11 protein-coding genes and 1 other RNA gene are annotated in these 19,447 nt (G+C 46.2%); 9 read left to right on the top strand and 3 right to left on the bottom strand.

The annotated features are described in order from the left end of the window. Positions 1-166 precede the first annotated feature (166 nt). Together ACO0KV_RS00280 and purL are read left to right on the top strand one after the other, a co-directional pair. Positions 167-1,843: a glycosyltransferase family 39 protein gene (locus ACO0KV_RS00280; RefSeq protein ID WP_423038736.1), complete on the top strand. Its 1,677-nt coding sequence runs from the start codon at positions 167-169 to the stop codon at positions 1,841-1,843. A 137-nt stretch (positions 1,844-1,980) separates the two neighbouring features. Then, on the top strand, positions 1,981-5,982 hold the full coding sequence (gene purL / locus ACO0KV_RS00275) for a phosphoribosylformylglycinamidine synthase (protein WP_423039061.1): 4,002 nt from the start codon (positions 1,981-1,983) through the stop codon (positions 5,980-5,982). Between the two features lie 133 nt (positions 5,983-6,115). Here the strand turns inward: purL and ACO0KV_RS00270 are convergent, their stop codons facing one another. Both ACO0KV_RS00270 and ACO0KV_RS00265 read right to left on the bottom strand, forming a co-directional pair. Then, positions 6,116-9,691, bottom strand: a complete 3,576-nt coding sequence (locus ACO0KV_RS00270) for a M1 family aminopeptidase (protein WP_423038734.1) — start codon at positions 9,689-9,691, stop codon at positions 6,116-6,118. Between the two features lie 9 nt (positions 9,692-9,700). Next, positions 9,701-10,627, bottom strand: a complete 927-nt coding sequence (locus tag ACO0KV_RS00265; protein WP_423038732.1) for an ABC transporter ATP-binding protein — start codon at positions 10,625-10,627, stop codon at positions 9,701-9,703. Positions 10,628-10,874: 247 nt separating this feature from the next. On the opposite strand from ACO0KV_RS00265, the gene ffs reads away from it, so the two are divergent. Together ffs and ACO0KV_RS00255 are read left to right on the top strand one after the other, a co-directional pair. Further along, an RNA gene (gene ffs / locus ACO0KV_RS00260) (signal recognition particle sRNA small type) lies at positions 10,875-10,973 on the top strand. Positions 10,974-11,622: 649 nt separating this feature from the next. Continuing rightward, positions 11,623-12,258 (top strand): potassium channel family protein, encoded by a 636-nt coding sequence (locus ACO0KV_RS00255; RefSeq protein WP_423038730.1) that lies wholly within the window; start codon positions 11,623-11,625, stop codon positions 12,256-12,258. 45 nt (positions 12,259-12,303) lie between these two features. Here ACO0KV_RS00255 and ACO0KV_RS00250 read toward each other — a convergent pair whose 3' ends face one another. Beyond that, positions 12,304-13,965, bottom strand: a complete 1,662-nt coding sequence (locus ACO0KV_RS00250) for an isovaleryl-CoA dehydrogenase (RefSeq protein ID WP_423038728.1) — start codon at positions 13,963-13,965, stop codon at positions 12,304-12,306. Between the two features lie 106 nt (positions 13,966-14,071). Between ACO0KV_RS00250 and ACO0KV_RS00245 the strand changes: the two genes are divergently transcribed. The 5 genes from ACO0KV_RS00245 to ACO0KV_RS00225 all read left to right on the top strand — a co-directional run bounded on the left by ACO0KV_RS00245 (position 14,072) and on the right by ACO0KV_RS00225 (position 19,270). Further along, positions 14,072-14,695 carry a TetR/AcrR family transcriptional regulator gene (locus ACO0KV_RS00245; RefSeq protein WP_423038726.1) on the top strand — a complete coding sequence of 208 codons (624 nt, stop codon included), beginning with the start codon at positions 14,072-14,074 and terminating at the stop codon, positions 14,693-14,695. A 37-nt stretch (positions 14,696-14,732) separates the two neighbouring features. Then, entirely contained in the window at positions 14,733-16,919 is a 2,187-nt protein-coding gene (locus ACO0KV_RS00240) for a DNA polymerase III subunit gamma/tau (protein WP_423038724.1), read from the top strand. Between the two features lie 66 nt (positions 16,920-16,985). Beyond that, positions 16,986-17,312, top strand: coding sequence for a YbaB/EbfC family nucleoid-associated protein (locus ACO0KV_RS00235; protein ID WP_423038722.1), 327 nt, complete (start codon positions 16,986-16,988; stop codon positions 17,310-17,312). A gap of 2 nt (positions 17,313-17,314) precedes the next feature. Beyond that, positions 17,315-17,911, top strand: coding sequence for a recombination mediator RecR (gene recR / locus ACO0KV_RS00230; protein WP_423038720.1), 597 nt, complete (start codon positions 17,315-17,317; stop codon positions 17,909-17,911). 117 nt (positions 17,912-18,028) lie between these two features. Continuing rightward, positions 18,029-19,270: a CaiB/BaiF CoA transferase family protein gene (locus ACO0KV_RS00225; protein ID WP_423038718.1), complete on the top strand. Its 1,242-nt coding sequence runs from the start codon at positions 18,029-18,031 to the stop codon at positions 19,268-19,270. Positions 19,271-19,447: the final 177 nt, after the last annotated feature.

Below are 19,447 nucleotides of genomic sequence, written 5' to 3'. Positions count from 1 at the left end.
TTTAAGCTCAATGACGGCAAGCCTTTGTGCTTGCCTTTTTTTATTGTTTTGTTGTGAAACTTACTGCCGCTAGATCAGCGTTTTCTGGTCGTCAATGCGGGAGTGGTTTATACTCTTGACCTTTATTCTGGGCCCTTTTTGTAAAACTCTTCGGAATTTTTGTTGAATGCAGATAGATAAGACAATACGACTTCCTTACATCCCGCAATGGCTGGTATGGATTGTTGCTGTCTATTTCGTTGGTTTTGGGCTTGGTGGGTATGCTGTTCTAGACAATAATGAAGGCCTCTACGCTGAAATTTCAAGGGAGATGCTACGTTCGGGAGATTGGACGCAATGGATTATTCCGCATCTTAATGGACTCTCCTACATGGAGAAGCCGCCACTCCTATATTGGCTGACCGCTTTCTCCTTTGCTGTGTTTGGAGAAGCAGAGTGGGTCGTCCGTCTTGTTCCTGCGCTCTCTTGTTTAGGGTGTGTAGTACTAATTTTATGGTTTTCCAAAAAACTTAATCGTGAGTCTGGTGGTCGGTTCGCTGCTATCGTTTTTGTTTCTGGCCTTGGCGTTATCGCGATGTCACGAACGTTGATGTTCGATATGCTATTGACGGTTTTTCTCACTGGTGCGGTGATGAATGGCTATTTGTATCTCGATACCAAAAGACGATCTTTTTTGTACCGATCGATGGCAATGTTAGCTCTGGCACTATTGGCGAAGGGATTTGTTTCTCTGATACTTTTCTTTGCTATCACTGGTGGTTATATCCTTTGCAGTTCTTCCTCTGCATCTGATTTTTTTAAGCGTCTGGCAATGTGGTTGGACTGGCGCGGAATTGCTGTGTTCTTTGTGATATCGGCTCCATGGCATATCGCTGCCATCCTTACTGAGCCTATTTTTGCTTGGTTTTACTTTATCAATGAGCATATATTGCGTTTCTTGGGGAAGCGCGAGCCTCATGATTATTATGCTGGTGCATGGTGGTACTACATTCCGCGCGTCATCTTGTTTTTATTTCCTTGGTCTTTGTTGTTGCCCGCTTTATTTTTTTCAAAAACGCAAAAATTGAGAGATAAAAGTCTACATCTGTTTTTTTTGATGTCGTGGTTGATGCCGCTGTTGTTTTTCTCCGTGTCGAGTGCGAAAGCAAATTATTATCTGGTTGCTATCATGCCGTTGGCGGCGATGCAACTGGCTTTTCTGGTTGAAGATAAGCTCAATCCAGGGACTGGTCGCCTGATTATTCCTGGTGTGATTGTGGCTGGCCTTATGGGGGCGGGTGCATGGTGGCTAACGAAATCAACGCATGCGGGTCTTGATGGGATAGTGATTGCGAGCATTTCTGCAGCTCAGTTTTGTTTTTACAGCCTGATCGCGTTAATACTTATAGCATTACTTAGTGCAGTCTTGGCTTGGCGCTCAAAAAAGGTTGGCGTTTTTGCCTATGTTTTATTGCCTGTAATTAGCTTGCCAATATTGCTTCAAACGCTGATAGCTCTAGACGACTTCAATTCTACGAGGGCGACCGTTAGTCTGATTCAGCGAGAATTTCCAGCACAAGAGATTGTGTTATTCCACGTATTTGAGCAGCAATCTTCTTTGCCGTTTTATTTGAAGAGGCCTGTGAAAATTGTCGAAAGTCACAGCAGCGATTTGTTTTGGGGTAATAAGTTACATAAAAACAATATTGTTATCGACGATGCTGCATTCATATTGATGGCAAATCAGCAAAAAGTATCCCTGTTAGTTGTTAAGCAAGATTTGTCAGAATTCAAACAAAAAATCTACGCCGATAAATTCAAACTCGTTACCCAGCGCGGTAATACTTCCATTTTTTCCAATTAAGTCGCTTTTTTCGGGCGATTTAATTCGCGCTGTTCTGGAGTGCGCTTAGGCATCAAGGTATAATCACGGTTTTCTCGTCCAACCTGCGATAGTTAGAGAGAAACTGTCTCGTGCTATTGCCCAATACCTCTCACGCCATGTTGATATTGCCAGGCTCTAACGCCCTGTCTGCTTTTCGTACTACCAATCTTCTTAATCGTCTGCAAGAGGTTGATGCCAATATTGTTGCCGTCACTGCTAGGTATCAACATTTTGTTGATGTTAGTGCCGCGCTCCACGATAGCGAAATTGATCGCTTAAGAGCGCTACTTGTTTATGGTGAGTCATTTAATGCATCTGAAGAAGGTGAAACCTTCGTCGTGATTCCTCGTCTTGGCACTATTTCACCATGGGCGAGTAAAGCGACCGAAATTGCTCTCAATTGCGGTATGCCACAAATTCATCGAATTGAGCGTGGTATCAGCTACTTCGTACAAATGAAAACAGGTTTTCTGGGTGGTGCCAAAGAGCTCAAAAAAGAACAACGTGATGCAGTTGCTGCATTATTGCACGATCGAATGACTGAAATCGTCTTGGCCAATACCAATGAGGCGCAGGCATTGTTTAGTACTCTCGAAGCAAAGCCGCTGGCATTTGTTGATATTCTGGCTGGTGGCAAGAATGCATTACTTGACGCGAATACGGAGCTTGGACTTGCTTTATCCGAAGACGAAATCGACTATTTGGTCGACGCCTTTAGTACTGTAAAACGTAACCCGACTGACGTTGAACTGATGATGTTTGCTCAGGCAAACAGTGAACATTGTCGTCACAAAATTTTTAATGCGGACTGGACAATTGATGGCGTCGTGCAGGATAAGTCGCTGTTCAAAATGATTAAAAATACGCATGAACTGCATCCGCAAGGAACAGTTGTAGCGTACAGCGACAATTCCTCGATCATTGAAGGTGCATCCGTTCAGCGATTTTATCCAAGGGGTAGTGAAGAAGGAAATGTGTATCAGGCATCTGAAGAGTTGACGCACATTTTGATGAAAGTTGAGACGCATAACCATCCGACCGCGATTTCTCCATTCCCGGGTGCTTCTACCGGTGCTGGTGGTGAAATCCGTGATGAAGGTGCGACAGGACGCGGCGCGAAGCCAAAAGCTGGCTTGTGTGGCTTTACCGTTTCTAATCTACAGATTCCTGGTCATGTTCAGGCGTGGGAAAATGCCAGCGATGGTAACTCCGGCGAAAAAACGACAGCAGCGTACGGCAAACCAGACCGTATCGCATCGGCATTGCAAATCATGGTTGACGGACCACTCGGTGGTGCAGCGTTTAATAACGAATTTGGCCGTCCTAACCTAGGTGGTTACTTCCGTACTTACGAGCAAAATGTTGACGGTACTGTGTATGGATATCATAAGCCAATCATGATTGCTGGTGGTATTGGAAATATTTCTGCTAAACACACGTTCAAAAATGATTTGCCAGTCGGTAGTCTGTTGATTCAACTCGGCGGTCCAGGCATGCGCATTGGTATGGGCGGCAGTGCTGCATCGTCGATGGCAACCGGTACGAATACAGCGGACCTCGATTTTGATTCCGTACAACGTGGTAATCCAGAAATGGAACGACGTGCGCAAGAGGTCATTAACTCATGCTGGCAGATGGGTGACCACAATCCGATTTTATCCATCCATGACGTCGGTGCTGGTGGTTTGTCGAATGCGTTCCCTGAGATTACGAATGACGCAAAACGCGGCGCTATTTTCGATTTGCGCAAAATCCACTTAGAAGAAAGTGGCATGGCGCCTAAAGAGATCTGGAGTAACGAGTCTCAAGAGCGCTATGTATTAGCGATTTCACCAGAGAGTCTTGAACTCTTTCGCAGTTTCTGTGAGCGTGAACGTTGCCCGTTTGCCGTGGTCGGTACAGCAACCGAAGAGCGTCAATTGAAGGTGATTGATCCTGAGCATAATAATTCTCCGGTCGATATGCCGATGAATGTATTGCTTGGCAAACCGCCAAAAATGCACCGCATCGTTGAACATGTACAAAAAACTTTTGCCCCGCTTGATCTGACAGGAATCGATTTGCGCGATGCTGCACAGCGGATATTAAGCTTGCCTACAGTAGCTGATAAATCGTTCCTGATTACTATTGGCGACCGTTCAGTCGGTGCGACGACTGTGCGTGATCAGATGGTCGGCCCTTGGCAAGTTCCGGTCGCTGACTGTGCAGTGACCACCATGAGTTTTGAAGGTTACCTTGGCGAAGCAATGTCCATGGGCGAGCGTACACCGCTGGCGGTGATCGACGCGCCAGCGTCTGGACGTATGGCCGTGGGTGAGGCGATTACCAATATTGCCGCAGCACCGATTAATCTGATTTCTGACATCAAATTGTCTGCTAACTGGATGGCAGCTTGCGGTCAACCAGGTCAGGATGCTGCTTTGTTTGACACCGTCAAAGCGATTGGTATGGACCTCTGTCCAGCATTGGGAATCAGTATTCCAGTGGGAAAAGATTCTCTTTCAATGCGTACAACATGGAAAGAGGGCAACGAAAGTAAATCCGTTACTTCGCCGATTTCTTTGATTATTTCTGGTTTTGCACCAGTCTACGATGTACGCAAAACATTGACGCCGCAACTCCGTCTCGATCAGGGCGACACTAGCCTGATTCTGATTGATTTGGGTCGTGGTAAAAACCGCCTTGGCGCTTCTTGCTTTACGCAGGTGATGCAGACAATTGGTGATCAGACACCTGATGTCGATAGTGCTGAAGATTTGAAGGCTTTTTTCGGGGCCATTCAGCAGTTAAACCGTGAAAATAAAGTACTGGCTTACCATGATCGTTCCGACGGTGGTTTGTTTGCGACCTTGTGTGAAATGGCGTTTGCTGGTCGTGCTGGTTTGTCGATTAACCTTGATATCCTCACGATGGAAGCAGAACATGCTGCCGATCAGGGTGATGCCAAAAATTGGGCTGGTCAGGTTGCTGAGCGTAGAAATGATTTGACCCTGCGCGCTTTATTTAATGAAGAATTAGGTGCTGTCATTCAGGTTCGCACAGAACAACGTTCTGAAGTCATGGATGTCTTGCGTGCTCATCATCTGGGTGCTTGCAGCCATATTATCGGCAAAGCACATCAAGGTGAAACCATCGGATTTATGCGCGACGCAAAAGAGATCTTTACTGAATCTCGCGCAGCATTGCATCAGATCTGGAGCAAAACCAGCTGGCAAATCGCCCGCATGCGTGATAACCCAGCCTGCGCCGATGCTGAATACGCCCGCATTCTGGATGTGCAAGATCCAGGCATGCAACCAAAAATCAGTTTTGATTTGCAGGCGGATATTGCTGCACCATTTATTGCAACAGGTGTTCGTCCTAAAGTGGCTATTCTGCGCGAGCAGGGTGTTAACTCGCACATCGAGTCAGCGTATGTGATGCACAAATCCGGCTTTGAATCTGTGGACGTACATATGAGTGACCTGATCGCTGGTCGCGTTAATTTGGCTGATTTCAAAGGTCTGATCGCGGTGGGTGGCTTCTCTTATGGCGACGTCTTGGGTGCAGGTGAGGGATGGGCAAAAACAATTCTGTTCAACGCCATGATGTCTGAGCAGTTCTCAGCATTCTTTCATCGCACTGATACGTTCGGTCTCGGTATCTGTAATGGTTGCCAGATGATGAGTAACCTGAAGTCGATTATCCCAGGTGCAGAAGCATGGCCTAAGTTCACACGTAATAAATCTGAACAATTTGAAGCTCGCTTTGCAATGGTAGAAGTACTTGAGTCGGCATCGATCTTGTTTGATGGTATGGCTGGTACACAAACACCAATCGCGGTGGCGCATGGCGAAGGTTTTGCTGACTTTTCAACCACTGGTGATATCAGTAAGGCGAACGTTGCGATGCGCTTTGTTGATAATCGTGGTCAGGCAACTGAGGCTTATCCGTTTAATCCAAATGGATCGCCACAAGGTATTACTTCCGTCACCAATGCGGATGGCCGCTTTACTGTGATGATGCCGCATGCGGAACGCGTCTTCCGTACGGCAATTCAATCTTGGCACCCAGATGATTGGGCAGAGGATTCACCTTGGATGCGCGTGTTCCGTAACGCACGTAAGTGGGTGGGGTAATCTGAACGTCCCTGTGTATGTTCGGGGTGAAAAAAGCTCTCATTCTGAGAGCTTTTTTTATTTCTGTAATGATTTTTATCGATGTAAAAAGAAGAGGTACGACGCCACTTCTTTTTACGTTGATCGATAAAATTTATGATTTCGCGTCGTTCATATCCACTTTGATTAGATTGTCGTCCGGTGTTCTGTCAATGTATTTGTTATCTGGATCGATGCCTGCTTTTGCAGGCTCGCCATGAACAAGTAATTTGAACGTCATTATTTTACGATCGATATAATGCCGTTCGCGAATGAGAGAATTGCCATCTTTGTCGTCAACCCCAATGTCAATCCATTCATGCAACAAAACTTCTTTTTCGGCACCAAGCTCATCTGCTTTGAACTTCGCTGCCGCTACCTCAACGTTGACTTCGTATGTGCCTTTACCTAATGGTTTTGCTGATGCGGACAATGCTCTGTTTTCAAACAGAATGATGGAGTTAAATAAATCATCAATTAAACCTTGTTTGTCAGCAGGAGTCACCTTACGAATAGCATCGACCAATACGCGGCTAGTTGGATAAGGTGGTCCTTTATAGGTATATTGCATCACCACTTCATGTAAGGCCTGATTGATCTTGTCTTCACCGATCTGATCCTGCAATAGATACATGACCAAACTGCCTTTTGCATAATGCAGGTATTGCTGGTTTTCATTGAGCGCTAATGGCAATTCCTTTTTGCGTTCTTGGCCGCGTCCCATTAAATAACGATCGAGCTCGAACTTCAAAAAACGACGCATTTTAGCTTCACCATAATGATGTTTCATGACCATCAGGGCGGAGTATTGTGCCAGCGTTTCAGAAAGAACGGTTTCTCCTTGAGAGTTCCCAGCAAGTACCTGATGCGCCCACCATTGGTGTGCTACTTCATGTGCCGTGACGTAAAATGGGTAGTCAATATCTTTCGGATCTTTATCATCTACTTTGGCAATAAAACCGATTGATTCTGAAAATGGAATCGTATTCGGAAACGCTTGTGCAAAGCTCTGATAGCGAGGGAATTCAATAATCCTGACCATTTTGTGCTGATATGGGCTGAAATTTTTTGTGTAGTAATCAAGCGATTCCTGCACGCCTTTGATCATTCGATCGAGGTTGTATTCATGGCCATGCTGATAGTCAATTTCGATATCAACGTCATTCCACTTTGCTGTCTTTACATCAAATTTTCCAGATTGGAATGAGTAAAAATTCCAGATTGGTTTGTCCAGTGTGTAGTGGAAATAGCGACGTCCATCTTTACTCCATTCACGATCAAATTTACCCGGCGCGATCGCCATCTGATCTGCAGAAGTAGAAACGGTTGCGTCAAAGTTAATTAAATCGGCATCGTTTGAAATGTAATTATTTTGTAGTGCTTTGATGTCGTCGCGGCTTGCCATCCGTTCTTTATCTTTCAGGCCGTGCTTGCGTCTATCTTTATCCTCTGTGATTTCGATATGGGATTGGTAACCGATGTGTGGCATCAGGCCACTATTAAAGAAAGTTCCATTGAATAGCACTGTCCCGTTTTTGCTCATACCTAAAAACGTTTTTGGATCCACGCTGAGATCGAAGTGGAGTTTTAGTGTTTCTCCTGACTGTAATGCTTGTTTTAGCGTAAAGCTGTAGAAGCCTAGTTGCTTGTCCTGTATGTCGGCATTACTCTCACGATCAAAAATGAAGTGATTAATCCCCATATCAGTGTCTTCGGTGATAAATATTTTTTGTATTGATGTACTGCTGCGATTGGTCAGGACGTACTCTCCTGAAATGTTGGCGCGGCGGACATTGGGAAAAATATCGACGTTTAATTTAACATCAGTGATACGTGGTTGAGGTGCTCTCTCGAACTGCTTATATTTCGTTTCGTAAGTTGCTTGTTCGCTTTGCTTGTCAAAGGTATTTTTGTAGGTGTTGAGAATATTGTTAAAGTAAAACAACGCGCAACCTGCACTTGCAAAACAGAGTAGACCCATAGCTGCGATGATTGTGATGGAGCGGCTGGTATTTAATTTCGCCAGCCTCAATCTACCCCGCCAGTCACTCGTGGTGCCGCGTACCCAAAACAACATGGACGCAGAAACAAGTATCAAAGCTATGCCAGACCAATAGGTTTGCGTCCAGCGTATTTCAGGTAAGAAGTGACCATATCCATTGATTGCGGAGTAGGTCAGACGAGGAACGTCGCCATAGACCAGCATTGGATGCTCAAAGCCGAGCCCTGGTAACGAGACTTGAGCAATGTAATACGCAATCATCAAAAAATAACCAACATATTTATTGTTGATGATGATTTGTATCGCCATTGCCAATACGGCGATTAGCATGTAATCGGGCCACTGGACCAGAAATAACTGGTAGCTATACTCCGCCAGCTCGTAGTGGTGATATCCCTTTATCGTCTGAAAGAGAATCCCAAAAATCATCAAAACGAATAGTAATAAACCCTGTAACAAAATGAGCGACAATAATTTAGATAGAAAGGGCAGGGAGTTGGGAATTGGTAAGGTATCAAATAATTGCGACATTCTCGCGTCACGCTCACGCCAGACTAACTCGCCAGCATAGAAGGTAGTGATGATTAGCATAAAGAGAGAGAAGGTACCACTCAATACTTCTAATACGGCATACGTGACGGGGTAGGTCGATGTGCCGAACATTTTGGTGATTACGGGCGCAGTTGACGCCATGAATAACACGCCGCAGAGTGCAATTGCTATAAAGTAAATATTCTTAATGGTTTCGCGTAGATTTAAGTTTGTTTGCGCAATAAACATGCGCAGCAAACCACTGGTCGAGAAGTTGGTATGCGCGGTCGTTACTCGTTTTAACGTTATTGCTGGGGCTGGACGCTCTTTTTTTTGCCTACCGGTGCTACTGATTGCGGCAAAATTGAAACGCCAGAAGCACGTTAGCATCATGATGAAACCAAACGCACTCCAAATTAGTCGGTTCGTTAAATAAATGCCGCTCAATGGAACCAGTTTCGTATTTTTATCAGCGACAGACCAATATTCAGTCAGTAGGCTGATTGCTCTGGATCCGAATGGATCCATGAGTGCCGCGAGCGTTTTGTTGTCCAGATCATGTAGCAATGGTCCTGATGCTAGATAACCGATCAGTAAAACGACACTGGCAACATAGACGGGTAGCATGCGTCTGAATAATGCGCCCATGGTGAAAAATAATGCGCCAAAGATAAGAAGATTGGGAATCAGAGAGAATAGATAAGGCAAAATGTAAGAGAGGGGCATGATGGGCCCGAGATGCACCGGTTCTATCCCAGGCAGATAACATCCTAGCCATGCACCAAGTCCGACACTGGAGAAGATGAATAGCAGTGTGAAAAAAGCGCCTAAAAATCGTCCCGCAAGATATTGAAATTTATTGATCGGCGAAGTGTAGAAAAAATGCCAGATATTATGCTCAGTATCTTGTTGTATCGCACGTCCCATCATCGCGGCGACGATGACTATGCCCAAATAACCGAGGAAAGTAATGGTTTGTGAAACAGAGGAGGGGGCGTTGATATGTGTCTTTCCGCCAAAGCTGATTGTCGCTCCTGCAAAAGCGCCACCAGCCGCTGCCATCCACAACATTGCGAGTGCGAAAAACATTAAAAAGTAAACATAAGTAGAGATGCTGCGGAATTTTTGCCGTAGCTCAAAAAACATAATCGTCAACATGGTGGCTCCTTATGCGACGCGAGCGTTGATGTTATGTTCTCTTGCTATCTTTGTTTCCGGAGCATCGAATAGTCCTGCCATGGCAGAAAAATAGACGTCTTCAAGGTTGCCATGCGCCGGCAAGAACCCGTCGGTTGGCTGTTGATCAGCGTAGATATGGATTAGTGTACGTCCAGAGGTCAATCGACTAGAAATGACACGGTAATCTTGTTGGAATTGTGAGAGATCGTTTTTTTCGATAAATCGTTTCCAGATTTTTCCTTGGATCGCCTCGATTAATGCTAATGGTTGTCCTTTTAGGATGACTTTTCCTTGATTAATGACCGCCATGTTATTGCACAGGTCTGCAACGTCTTCCACGATATGTGTCGACAAAATAACGATTTTATCGCTACCAATGTCGGAAAGCAGATTATGGAATCGTACACGTTCTTCTGGATCTAGGCCTGCGGTCGGCTCATCAACGATAATTAATTTTGGATTGCCAATTAATGCCTGCGCAATACCAAAGCGTTGGCGCATCCCGCCGGAAAAGCCACCAACATGTTTATTTTTGACGTTGTATAAATTTGTTTGGTGAAGCAATGCCTCAACAACCTGCTTTCTTTCCTTGTTATTGTCGATTCCCTTAAGTACGGCGAAATGTTCAAGTAAGTCATACGCACTGACTTTCGGATAGAGACCAAAATCTTGTGGGAGGTAGCCTAATGAGCGTCTTACGTCGTCTTTATGTGTGCGAATATCGATAGTGTCGAGATGCGCTGTTCCTGAGTCGGCGTCCTGTAAGGTCGCAAGTGTGCGCATCAGCGTTGATTTTCCAGCGCCATTGGGTCCTAATAGACCAAACATTCCCGCAGGAATAGTTAAGTTAATATCGTCTAAAGCCTGTACGCCATTACTATATCGTTTAGATAAATGTTCAATACAAAGTTCCATGTCGCGTCCCATCATTAATAGTTGGAAGAGGAGTCCCAGTAGCCTATAAAGCTTGTTGAGATATTGATAATTTAATATAAAGCAATAAAATTAACTATCAAATTCAGATCAAACTCATGTTTCAACCGCTTAACCCCCAAAAATTAGTGTTGAAATTCAATTTAATGCGGTCAACATGCGTCTAGAAAGTTATTTCAATCGCGAAATGACTGCACGATCACGGTGCTTTTACGCTATAATTGTGTCTGGCGGGCCCCTGCGCATTGCGGCATGGCCAATCTGGTCAGGTCGGGAACGAAGCAGCCACAGTCATTTACCGCAAGTGCCGCAGATCAGGCTCGCCAACCTTCACTTCTTCGCATCACCCACTTCATTCAATATTTCACCCTCTAGTCATTCGTTTATTTAAAAAATTGCTATCGTCAGTAGCGATCAATATAGCGCTCCTGTTTATTTGTTCTGTTGGTTGTGCAAATAACAATAAGCAATCAACAATCAACAATCAACAATCAACAATCAACAATCAACAATCAACAATCAACAATCAACAATAAGCGATCATTAAGATCTCAAAAGCATGTTTACATCAACGATGTAAAGACTAGGTGCGTCACACCACAATACAGCCGCTTATACTTTGGTATAAAAATACAAACCTGATGTTGGCTAAGCGTTATATCGTGATCCTCCGCAGGCTAGTTTTGGGGCTTTTTATGGCTGCGTGATTGTAGATGTCTGCGCTGTAAGTGCTCAACGTACTGAAAATAATTACCGAAAGCAATTTTGAAGGGGGTAGTGTGAAAAGAAAACGCAAACGTAATTCACTGGGAATGGATGTTTCTCTAATGACGCGGCAATTTTTTTCGTTTTTTTCTCGTCCACTTTTGTTGGCGGGGCTCGTGCTGTCCATTCCAGGGTTTTATTTGCTTTTGGAAGGGGGCTCTGACTTACTCCTTCGCCTTGGTAGATACTGCTATTGGGGAGCCTCGATTCTGATGGCCATTGATACGGTAATCCAATGGTATAAAAATCGTGTTGGACAACATCGTAGTGGTAAATTATTACTCGACGTGGGAATTATTATTGGTTGTATAGGGAGCGGTTGGCTGTCTTTTGTAGAATGGAATCTATTTGAGTGGGTCCTCCGTTTATCTCTTTGCGTCGCTATTCTCTTGCGGCTTGCAACCTTGGTTTTGCAGCACATTACGCCGGGTCACCTCGCACAAATGGTGGTGTTGGCATTACTGATGCTAACGACAGCTGGGGCAGGGTTTTATTGGTTGGAGCCGAATGTTGATAGTTATGCTAATGGCGTATGGCTAGCCTTTACCACCGTTGCGACGGTCGGATATGGTGATATCGTACCTTCAACGCCTGCGTCAAAAATCTTTGCCGTTTTCATTGTGCTATTTGGTTATGCGATGTTTTCCATTGTGACAGCCAATATTGCTGCGTTGTTTCTGGGTGAGGATGAGGCTGAACTTGAGCACGAATTGCATCATGATATCCGAGCCCTTGCCCGTGAGGTTGCAGCGCTGAGGGAGGAATTAAAAGCCCGCGATGCCATTGTTGCCCATCTCGCTCGGCAAGTTGGGTTGGCTCAAGGGATTAAGCAGGAGGGCCATCTTTGATGTTCATCCTGCTTGCCTAGTGATGGTGTGTTAGGGCGTATTTTACTAGTTAGCTTTTTCTTGGGTCGGAAAGGCTCTGTGAATAATGTTTTCTTGTAGTTCACTACTCACTGCGCTGCTTAATGTGCCGTAGACTTTGCCGTTGTGCATATCTGATCTACTGCGGGCAAAGGCTTCGGCAATCGTTGGCGGTGCGAGTTCATGCATCAGATGGCTTTGTGTTGCTAGAACTAATTTTTGCGTGAATCTCCGTGCATTCACTTCTTTTTGTTCCGCTGGTGCAGTGAGTTCGGTTTCCAGATCGCTTGCCATTTGTCTGACACTTGGTGATGAAGAACTGGTGAGTCCGTCAATTAAGAGTTGCATTCCTTCAGGATCCCTCTCGATGGCGCGCCACACGTCAAGGCACATAACATTACCTGAGCCTTCCCAGATCGAATTGACTGGAGACTCTCTATACATTCTCGCCATTGGTCCAGTTTCTACGTAGCCATTTCCACCCCAGACTTCCATGCATTCACCGGTAAATGTCACGGCACGTTTGCAAATCCAGAATTTTGCTGCTGGCGTCAGAATGCGCTTCCAAGCGCGCTGTAGCGGATCATCAGGATAGTCCAGTGCACTTGCCAGTCTTAGCGTCAAATAGGTCGCAGCTTCACTTTCCAATGCCAGATCGCATAGAACATTGCGCATTAAAGGCTGCTCAATCAAGCGTTTTCCGAAAGCCTGTCGGTGTCGTGCGTGATGAATTGCTTGTGTCAGCGCCTGACGCATTAATGCAGCACTACCTATCACGCAATCAAGGCGGGTAAGATTTGCCATTTCGATAATTGTCTGAATCCCTCGTCCCTCAATTCCAACCAGAATGCCGAATGCGTCCATGAGTTCGACTTCGCTACTGGAGTTGGACTTGTTGCCGAGTTTGTCTTTTAGCCTTTGGATATGGATCGTATTTTTACTTCCATCGAATTTCCAACGAGGCACAAAGAAACACGATAAACCTTTTTCAGTTTTAGCTAAGACTAAGTGAGCGTCGCACATCGGCGCAGAAAAAAACCATTTATGGCCGGTCAGGAGATAGCCCTCGCCACGACCTTCCGCGTCAATGGGGCAGGCGATAGTCGTGTTCGTACGAACGTCTGAGCCACCTTGTTTTTCTGTCATACCCATACCGATGAGTATCGATTTCTTTTCTGCAATTGGAAGGTCTCTGGGATCATGTTCACGACTAAATAACTGATCTTTAATACGCTCAAACAGCTTGGGTTCGTTTTGTAATAGAGGGATCGAGGCGAATGTCATGGTCGTTGGACACAGGGAGCCTGATTCAACTTGAGATTGTAAGAAGTAGCCAGCAGCTCTGGCGACGTGTGCGCCAGTTCGGGGTGTTTGCCAAGCGGCGGCGTGAAGGCCTTGCTGTCGCAATAGCCCTAGCAGCTCATGCCAACTTGGATGGAACTCGACCAGATCAATTCGTTGGCCAATCCTGTCATGGGTTTTTAACTCGGGTAAATGTTTATTAGCGAGTTCACCTAATTGCAAGATGCTAGCGCGGCCCAAATTAGCGCCGGCGTCGCTCAAGGTATCTAGTTGCCAATCCGCGCCAAAGTGACCCGTGGCATGAACTAATGCTTCGTCCTGACTAAAAATATTGTAGTCTTGCAGCTCTGGGGTCTGATTGACTACGTCGTGGGTGCGCCATTCCATGTTGTCTCCGTGAGTAATTTTTTTTTGCTTGTGTTAGTACTGCTGCCTAAGAGTGTAGCTGCTAACGCTTTCTGGGGTGTTCGTGTTTGGGGAATGAAAATTTGTGATGAATACAGAGTCTGAACCGTTGAAATCAAGGCGTAAGCCGGTGCAGCAGCGTTCTCGGATAACTCAGGGAGCTATTCTTGACGCTTTTGTTCGGCTTTTGGTCGAGAAGGGTTATGTGCGCTTAACAATCAGGGATATTGCCTTGGTTGCCGGAGTAGGAATCGGTACGCTGTATGAGTATTTTCCCGGTAAAAAATCCATTGCTGCTCATTGTATTGAGCAGCGATTTAGTGATGTCGGAAAGCGTATGGAGGATTGGGGCCGCGATGTTGACGGTCTGCCATTGCAGGTTGTTGTGGAATATTTGCTTGATCAATTGATTAAGATGCACAGCCTTCATAGCAACGAATGGTCTGCGTTAATTTATTTGGAGCGTCTAGTTTCAGATAAGCAGTCTTTTGAAGTGTTGTATCATAAAATAGCGCAAATCTGGCAGCAGGCATTTATCGTCAGTTCGGATTCTGCCGCTTATTCCGATAAATTACCTGAGGTGGTTCACGCTGCTGTGTACGGCGTGCTTTACCAGACGTTAATGTTGTCTCCGGAAAAGTTGATGTATCCGGCGTTTTCCATGCAGTTAAAGGCTTTGGTGATGGGATATTTGCAAATTCCATCGAGCTAAGCACTTTTCCGCTTTCTGAATAGGGTAAAATCTCAGAATGTCTTATCAAGTCCTCGCCCGAAAATATCGTCCCAAAAGCTTTGAAACGCTGGTGGGGCAAGAGCACGTCGTCCGTGCTTTAACTCATGCGCTCGAACAGCAGCGGCTGCATCACGCCTATCTATTCACTGGAACACGTGGGGTGGGTAAAACCACGTTGTCACGTATTCTGGCTAAATCTTTTAATTGCGAAAAAGGTATTACTGCGACCCCATGTGGTGTGTGCGATGCCTGTACCTCCATTGATGCTGGGCGTTTCGTTGACTATATTGAAATGGATGCCGCGTCTAACCGGGGCGTCGATGAAATGGCTTCTCTGTTAGAGCAGGCAATTTATGCACCATCAAATGCACGATTCAAAGTGTATATGATCGATGAGGTGCATATGCTGACCAATCATGCTTTCAATGCGATGCTTAAAACGCTGGAAGAGCCGCCGGAGCATGTTAAATTTATTCTGGCGACGACCGATCCACAGAAGATTCCGGTCACGGTGTTATCGCGTTGTCTCCAGTTTAATCTCAAGCAAATGCCTCCGGGGCACATCGTCGGTCATCTAGAAAATATTCTTGGTCAGGAACAGATCGATTTTGAACAGCCTGCCTTACGTTTATTAGCGCAGGGCGCACACGGATCTATGCGCGACGCTTTGTCTCTGACCGATCAGGCAATTGCTTATGCTGCTGGAAAAGTCAGCCTTGAGGCAGTGCAGGGTATGTTGGGCGCACTGGATCAATCCTATTTAATTCGTCTGCTCGATGCGTTGGCAGGTAACGATGGTAAAAGTTTGCTCGATGTCGCTGATGAAATGGCAGCCCGCAGTTTGTCATACAAAGCCGCATTGCAGGACTTAGGTACTTTGCTGCACCAGATTGCCATTGCGCAAATGGTACCAGTAGCAGTAGGCGATGATTTGCCTGAGCGTGAACACGTTGTGCGACTGGCCACGGTATTTGCCAAAGAAGAAGTGCAGCTCTTTTATCAGATTGCTGTGCATGGTCGCAATGAGCTGGCGTTAGCGCCAGACGAGTATGCTGGTTTTAGCATGACCTTGTTGCGTATGCTGGCGTTCCGTCCAATCGAAGGTGGTGCGTTGTCTTCAGTGGGTGGACCAGGAAATGGTGCCCCGGGTCAGCAATTGCCACGAACACCAGTAGCTGCACCAATGCCCGCAGCGGCGACGGCGCGAACTGTAAATACACCTGCATCAGCTGCGTTATCAGCCACGAACGTAGCCAAAACGACAGTTGCCTCAGTGAGCCCTGTTGCACAAGTTGCTCCAGTTGCGTCTGTAGCAGCATCGAAGCCGATGAGTCCAGCGATGGCGGCATTAGCTGCTGCGCGCGCAGCCAGCGCCGCAAGCGGAAAAAATACGGGGGGCAAACCCGCTGTATCAATACCGGTTGTCGAAAGCAAATCGCCGTCCGAGCCAGTTATACCTGTTGTGACGAATGTCTTGCCAAAAGTAAATACTGAAACATCGGCGCAGCAAGTAATGGAGAGGGCAGCAATAGATGTCGCCCCATCTCTACCTGCAACTCCATCGGCGCCAGTAGCACGAGTTGAGCGTGAACAGCGTCCTGCGACTGCCGTGCCAGAGATGCAGCCTGTTGGCATGGATGATATGCCACCGCCGTGGGATGAAGAGATGTTTGAGACTTCCTCAGTTAATGTTGCTCCGGCGCGGACAACGATGGCGGAGGTAAGGATGCCTGAGCCCATCGCACAGGTTGATGAAGTCAAAGTCACGGAAGTCGCTGTTGCTGATCGGACGTTGTGGCGTGGTCCAGTCCCCGAACTTGAATGGGATGGAAACTGGCCTGATCTCGCAGCGAGCTTGTCGCTACGTGGCGTGGCTCAGCAATTGGCGCAACAGAGTGAGTTAATTCACTGTAAGCAAGAAGGTAATCAATTTATTTTTGATTTACGCGTTCCCCTGTCGACATTATTGTCTTCCGGAAGCGTCGATAAATTATGTGCTGCTCTCAATGAGCGATTTGCTAAAAACACTCGCATTGAAACCAAAATCGGTGCAGTTGAGCAAACGGCTAATGCCAAAGCAATTGCTGATCGTGAAGTGCGCCAGAAACATGCAGAACAGGCGATTCAACATGACTCGTTCGTTCAAACCCTCATGCGGGAGTTTGGTGCAGTGATTGTGACTGGTAGTGTACGTCCAGCATAATCCAAATCCCTTTTTGCAAATTTAACTAATTTTTAACTTATTCCTTTCTTTTTAGGAGATATTTTTATGATGAAAAACCAACTCGCAGGCCTAATGAAACAAGCGCAGGCCATGCAAGACAATATGAAAAAAGCCCAGGATCAATTGGCCTTGATCGAAGTGGAGGGTCAGGCGGGTGCTGGTCTAGTGAAGGTGGTCATGACATGTAAGAACGACGTAAAACGTGTGACTATTGATCCCTCCTTGTTGGCAGATGATAAAGATATGCTCGAAGATCTGGTCGCTGCAGCATTTAACGATGCAGTGCGTAAAGCAGAAGCCACATCACAAGAAAAAATGGCTGGATTGACTGCAGGTATGCCATTGCCACCTGGCTTTAAAATGCCATTCTGAGTGTGAAAAAAACGGGTAGTCTTGAACAGTTGGCAGACGCGTTGAGGCGTCTGCCTGGCGTTGGTCCGAAATCGGCTCAACGTATGGCTTATCATCTCTTACAGCACGACCGTGTTGCGGCCTCTGAATTGGGATATGCGTTGTTAAATGCTGTTGATCGCATCCAGCACTGCGCTTCATGTAACACCTTCACTGAAATCGACGTCTGTGAAACCTGTCAGGATGCAGAGCGTGATCCGCGTTTGCTGTGTGTGGTAGAAACACCCGCTGATCAGATGATGATCGAGCAAACACTGACCTTTAAGGGTCTTTACTTCGTATTGATGGGACGCTTGTCCCCGTTGGATGGGATTGGTCCTAAAGATATTTATCTCGATAAATTGATTACCCGTGCGACCAATGGCTTGGTGGAGGAGGTTGTGCTTGCAACTAATTTTACAAACGAAGGTGAAGCAACAGCGCATTACATCAGTGAAACCCTCAAGTCACGTGGACTCAGAGTGAGCCGTCTGGCGCGTGGTGTGCCTGTTGGCGGTGAGCTTGAGTATGTCGATGCTGGAACAATTGCCCGCGCAATGTTAGATCGTCGGACGACTTGAGCATGCTGCTGCGTGGACTATCCCATCACACCATCCTGTCGCTCGGTTCCCCACGGTAGCAATATTAAGTCGAACATCGCTTGGTTTACTTTTTGACGTCAATTTTCTCAAAAAACGATGACAGCACATAAACATGGCCCATTGGCGGGTATTAAAGTTCTGGAGTTGGGTACCCTGATTGCTGGGCCATTTTGTTCGCGAATGCTGGCCGAATTTGGTGCTGAAGTAATAAAGATTGAATCTCCAGAGAGTGGCGATCCGCTTCGACAGTGGCGGATACTTAAGGACGGTACCTCTTTATGGTGGAGTGTGCAGGCGCGAAATAAAAAGAGCTTAACGCTCAACATGAAAACCGCTGAGGCACAGGAAATCGCTCAACAACTCGCCTTAGAGGCGGACATCATTATTGAAAACTATCGCCCAGGTGTTCTGGAAAAGTGGCATCTCGGATACGACGCGTTGAAGTTAATTAATCCGGCGACGATCATGGTGCGTCTGTCGGGTTACGGACAAACAGGTCCTATGCGCGATCAGCCAGGATTTGGCGCCATCGGTGAGTCAATGGGGGGATTGCGCTATGTTTCGGGTCATCCAGACAGACCTCCCGTGCGTGTTGGTATTTCTATCGGCGACTCTGTCGCTGCCTTGCATGGCGTTATTGGTGTCATGATGGCCTTGCGCCATCGTGACGTTACTGGTGGTCGATGGAACGGCAAGTTAGGCGCAGAGTGTGTTTCAGGTCAAGGGCAAATGGTGGATGTGGCTTTGTATGAGTCTGTCTTTAATTTGATGGAATCTTTAGTGCCTGAATTCGATGTCGCTGGTGTTGTGCGCGAGCGAACAGGTGGCGCATTGCCGGGTATTGTGCCATCTAATACCTACACGACTGGCGATGGTGAAAATATTGTCATTGCTGGAAATGGCGATGCTATTTTCCATCGCTTAATGATCGCCATTGAACGTAAAGACTTGGCGAATGATGCGCAATTAATGCGTAACGATGGGCGTGTTCCGCGGACTCTGGAGATCGACGCTGCGATTCAGGCATGGTGTAGTACGCAAACGATTGATTCTGCTTTGTCTATCCTACAGAAAGCAGATGTACCAGTGGGTAAAATTTACTCCGTTCGCGACATGTTGCATGACCCGCAATTTTTGGCGCGTAATATGTTTGAGCAGCATGCTTTTGACGATGGTACTTCTGTCAAGGTGCCTGCGATTACCCCTAAAATGTCCGAAACTCCTGGTGCTACTCAATGGCTCGGGCCGAAGTTAGGACAGCACAATCAAGAGATTTTGCAGCAACTGGGTTATTCTGAAGAAGAGATCGCACAGTTTGCTGATAAGAAGATTATTTGAAATTTGCTTGAGAGACAGCCAATTCACTCTCTCAACGCTTTAACATGATGAAAATCACGAAGTAAAACCGGGAAGGTAGAAAATGAACCGCCAATTTCTTAAACAATTTTTGTTGGCCATAGCATTATTTTTATTGGGCTATTTCACTTTCAATAATAAGTTGTTTGCTGCGGAAAA

Source organism: Undibacterium sp. RuRC25W (assembly GCF_049339825.1).
Classification (GTDB): Bacteria; Pseudomonadota; Gammaproteobacteria; order Burkholderiales; family Burkholderiaceae_D; genus Undibacterium.
Note: the sequence above shows the minus strand (reverse complement) of the source record. Positions and strands in the feature narration are given on the sequence as shown.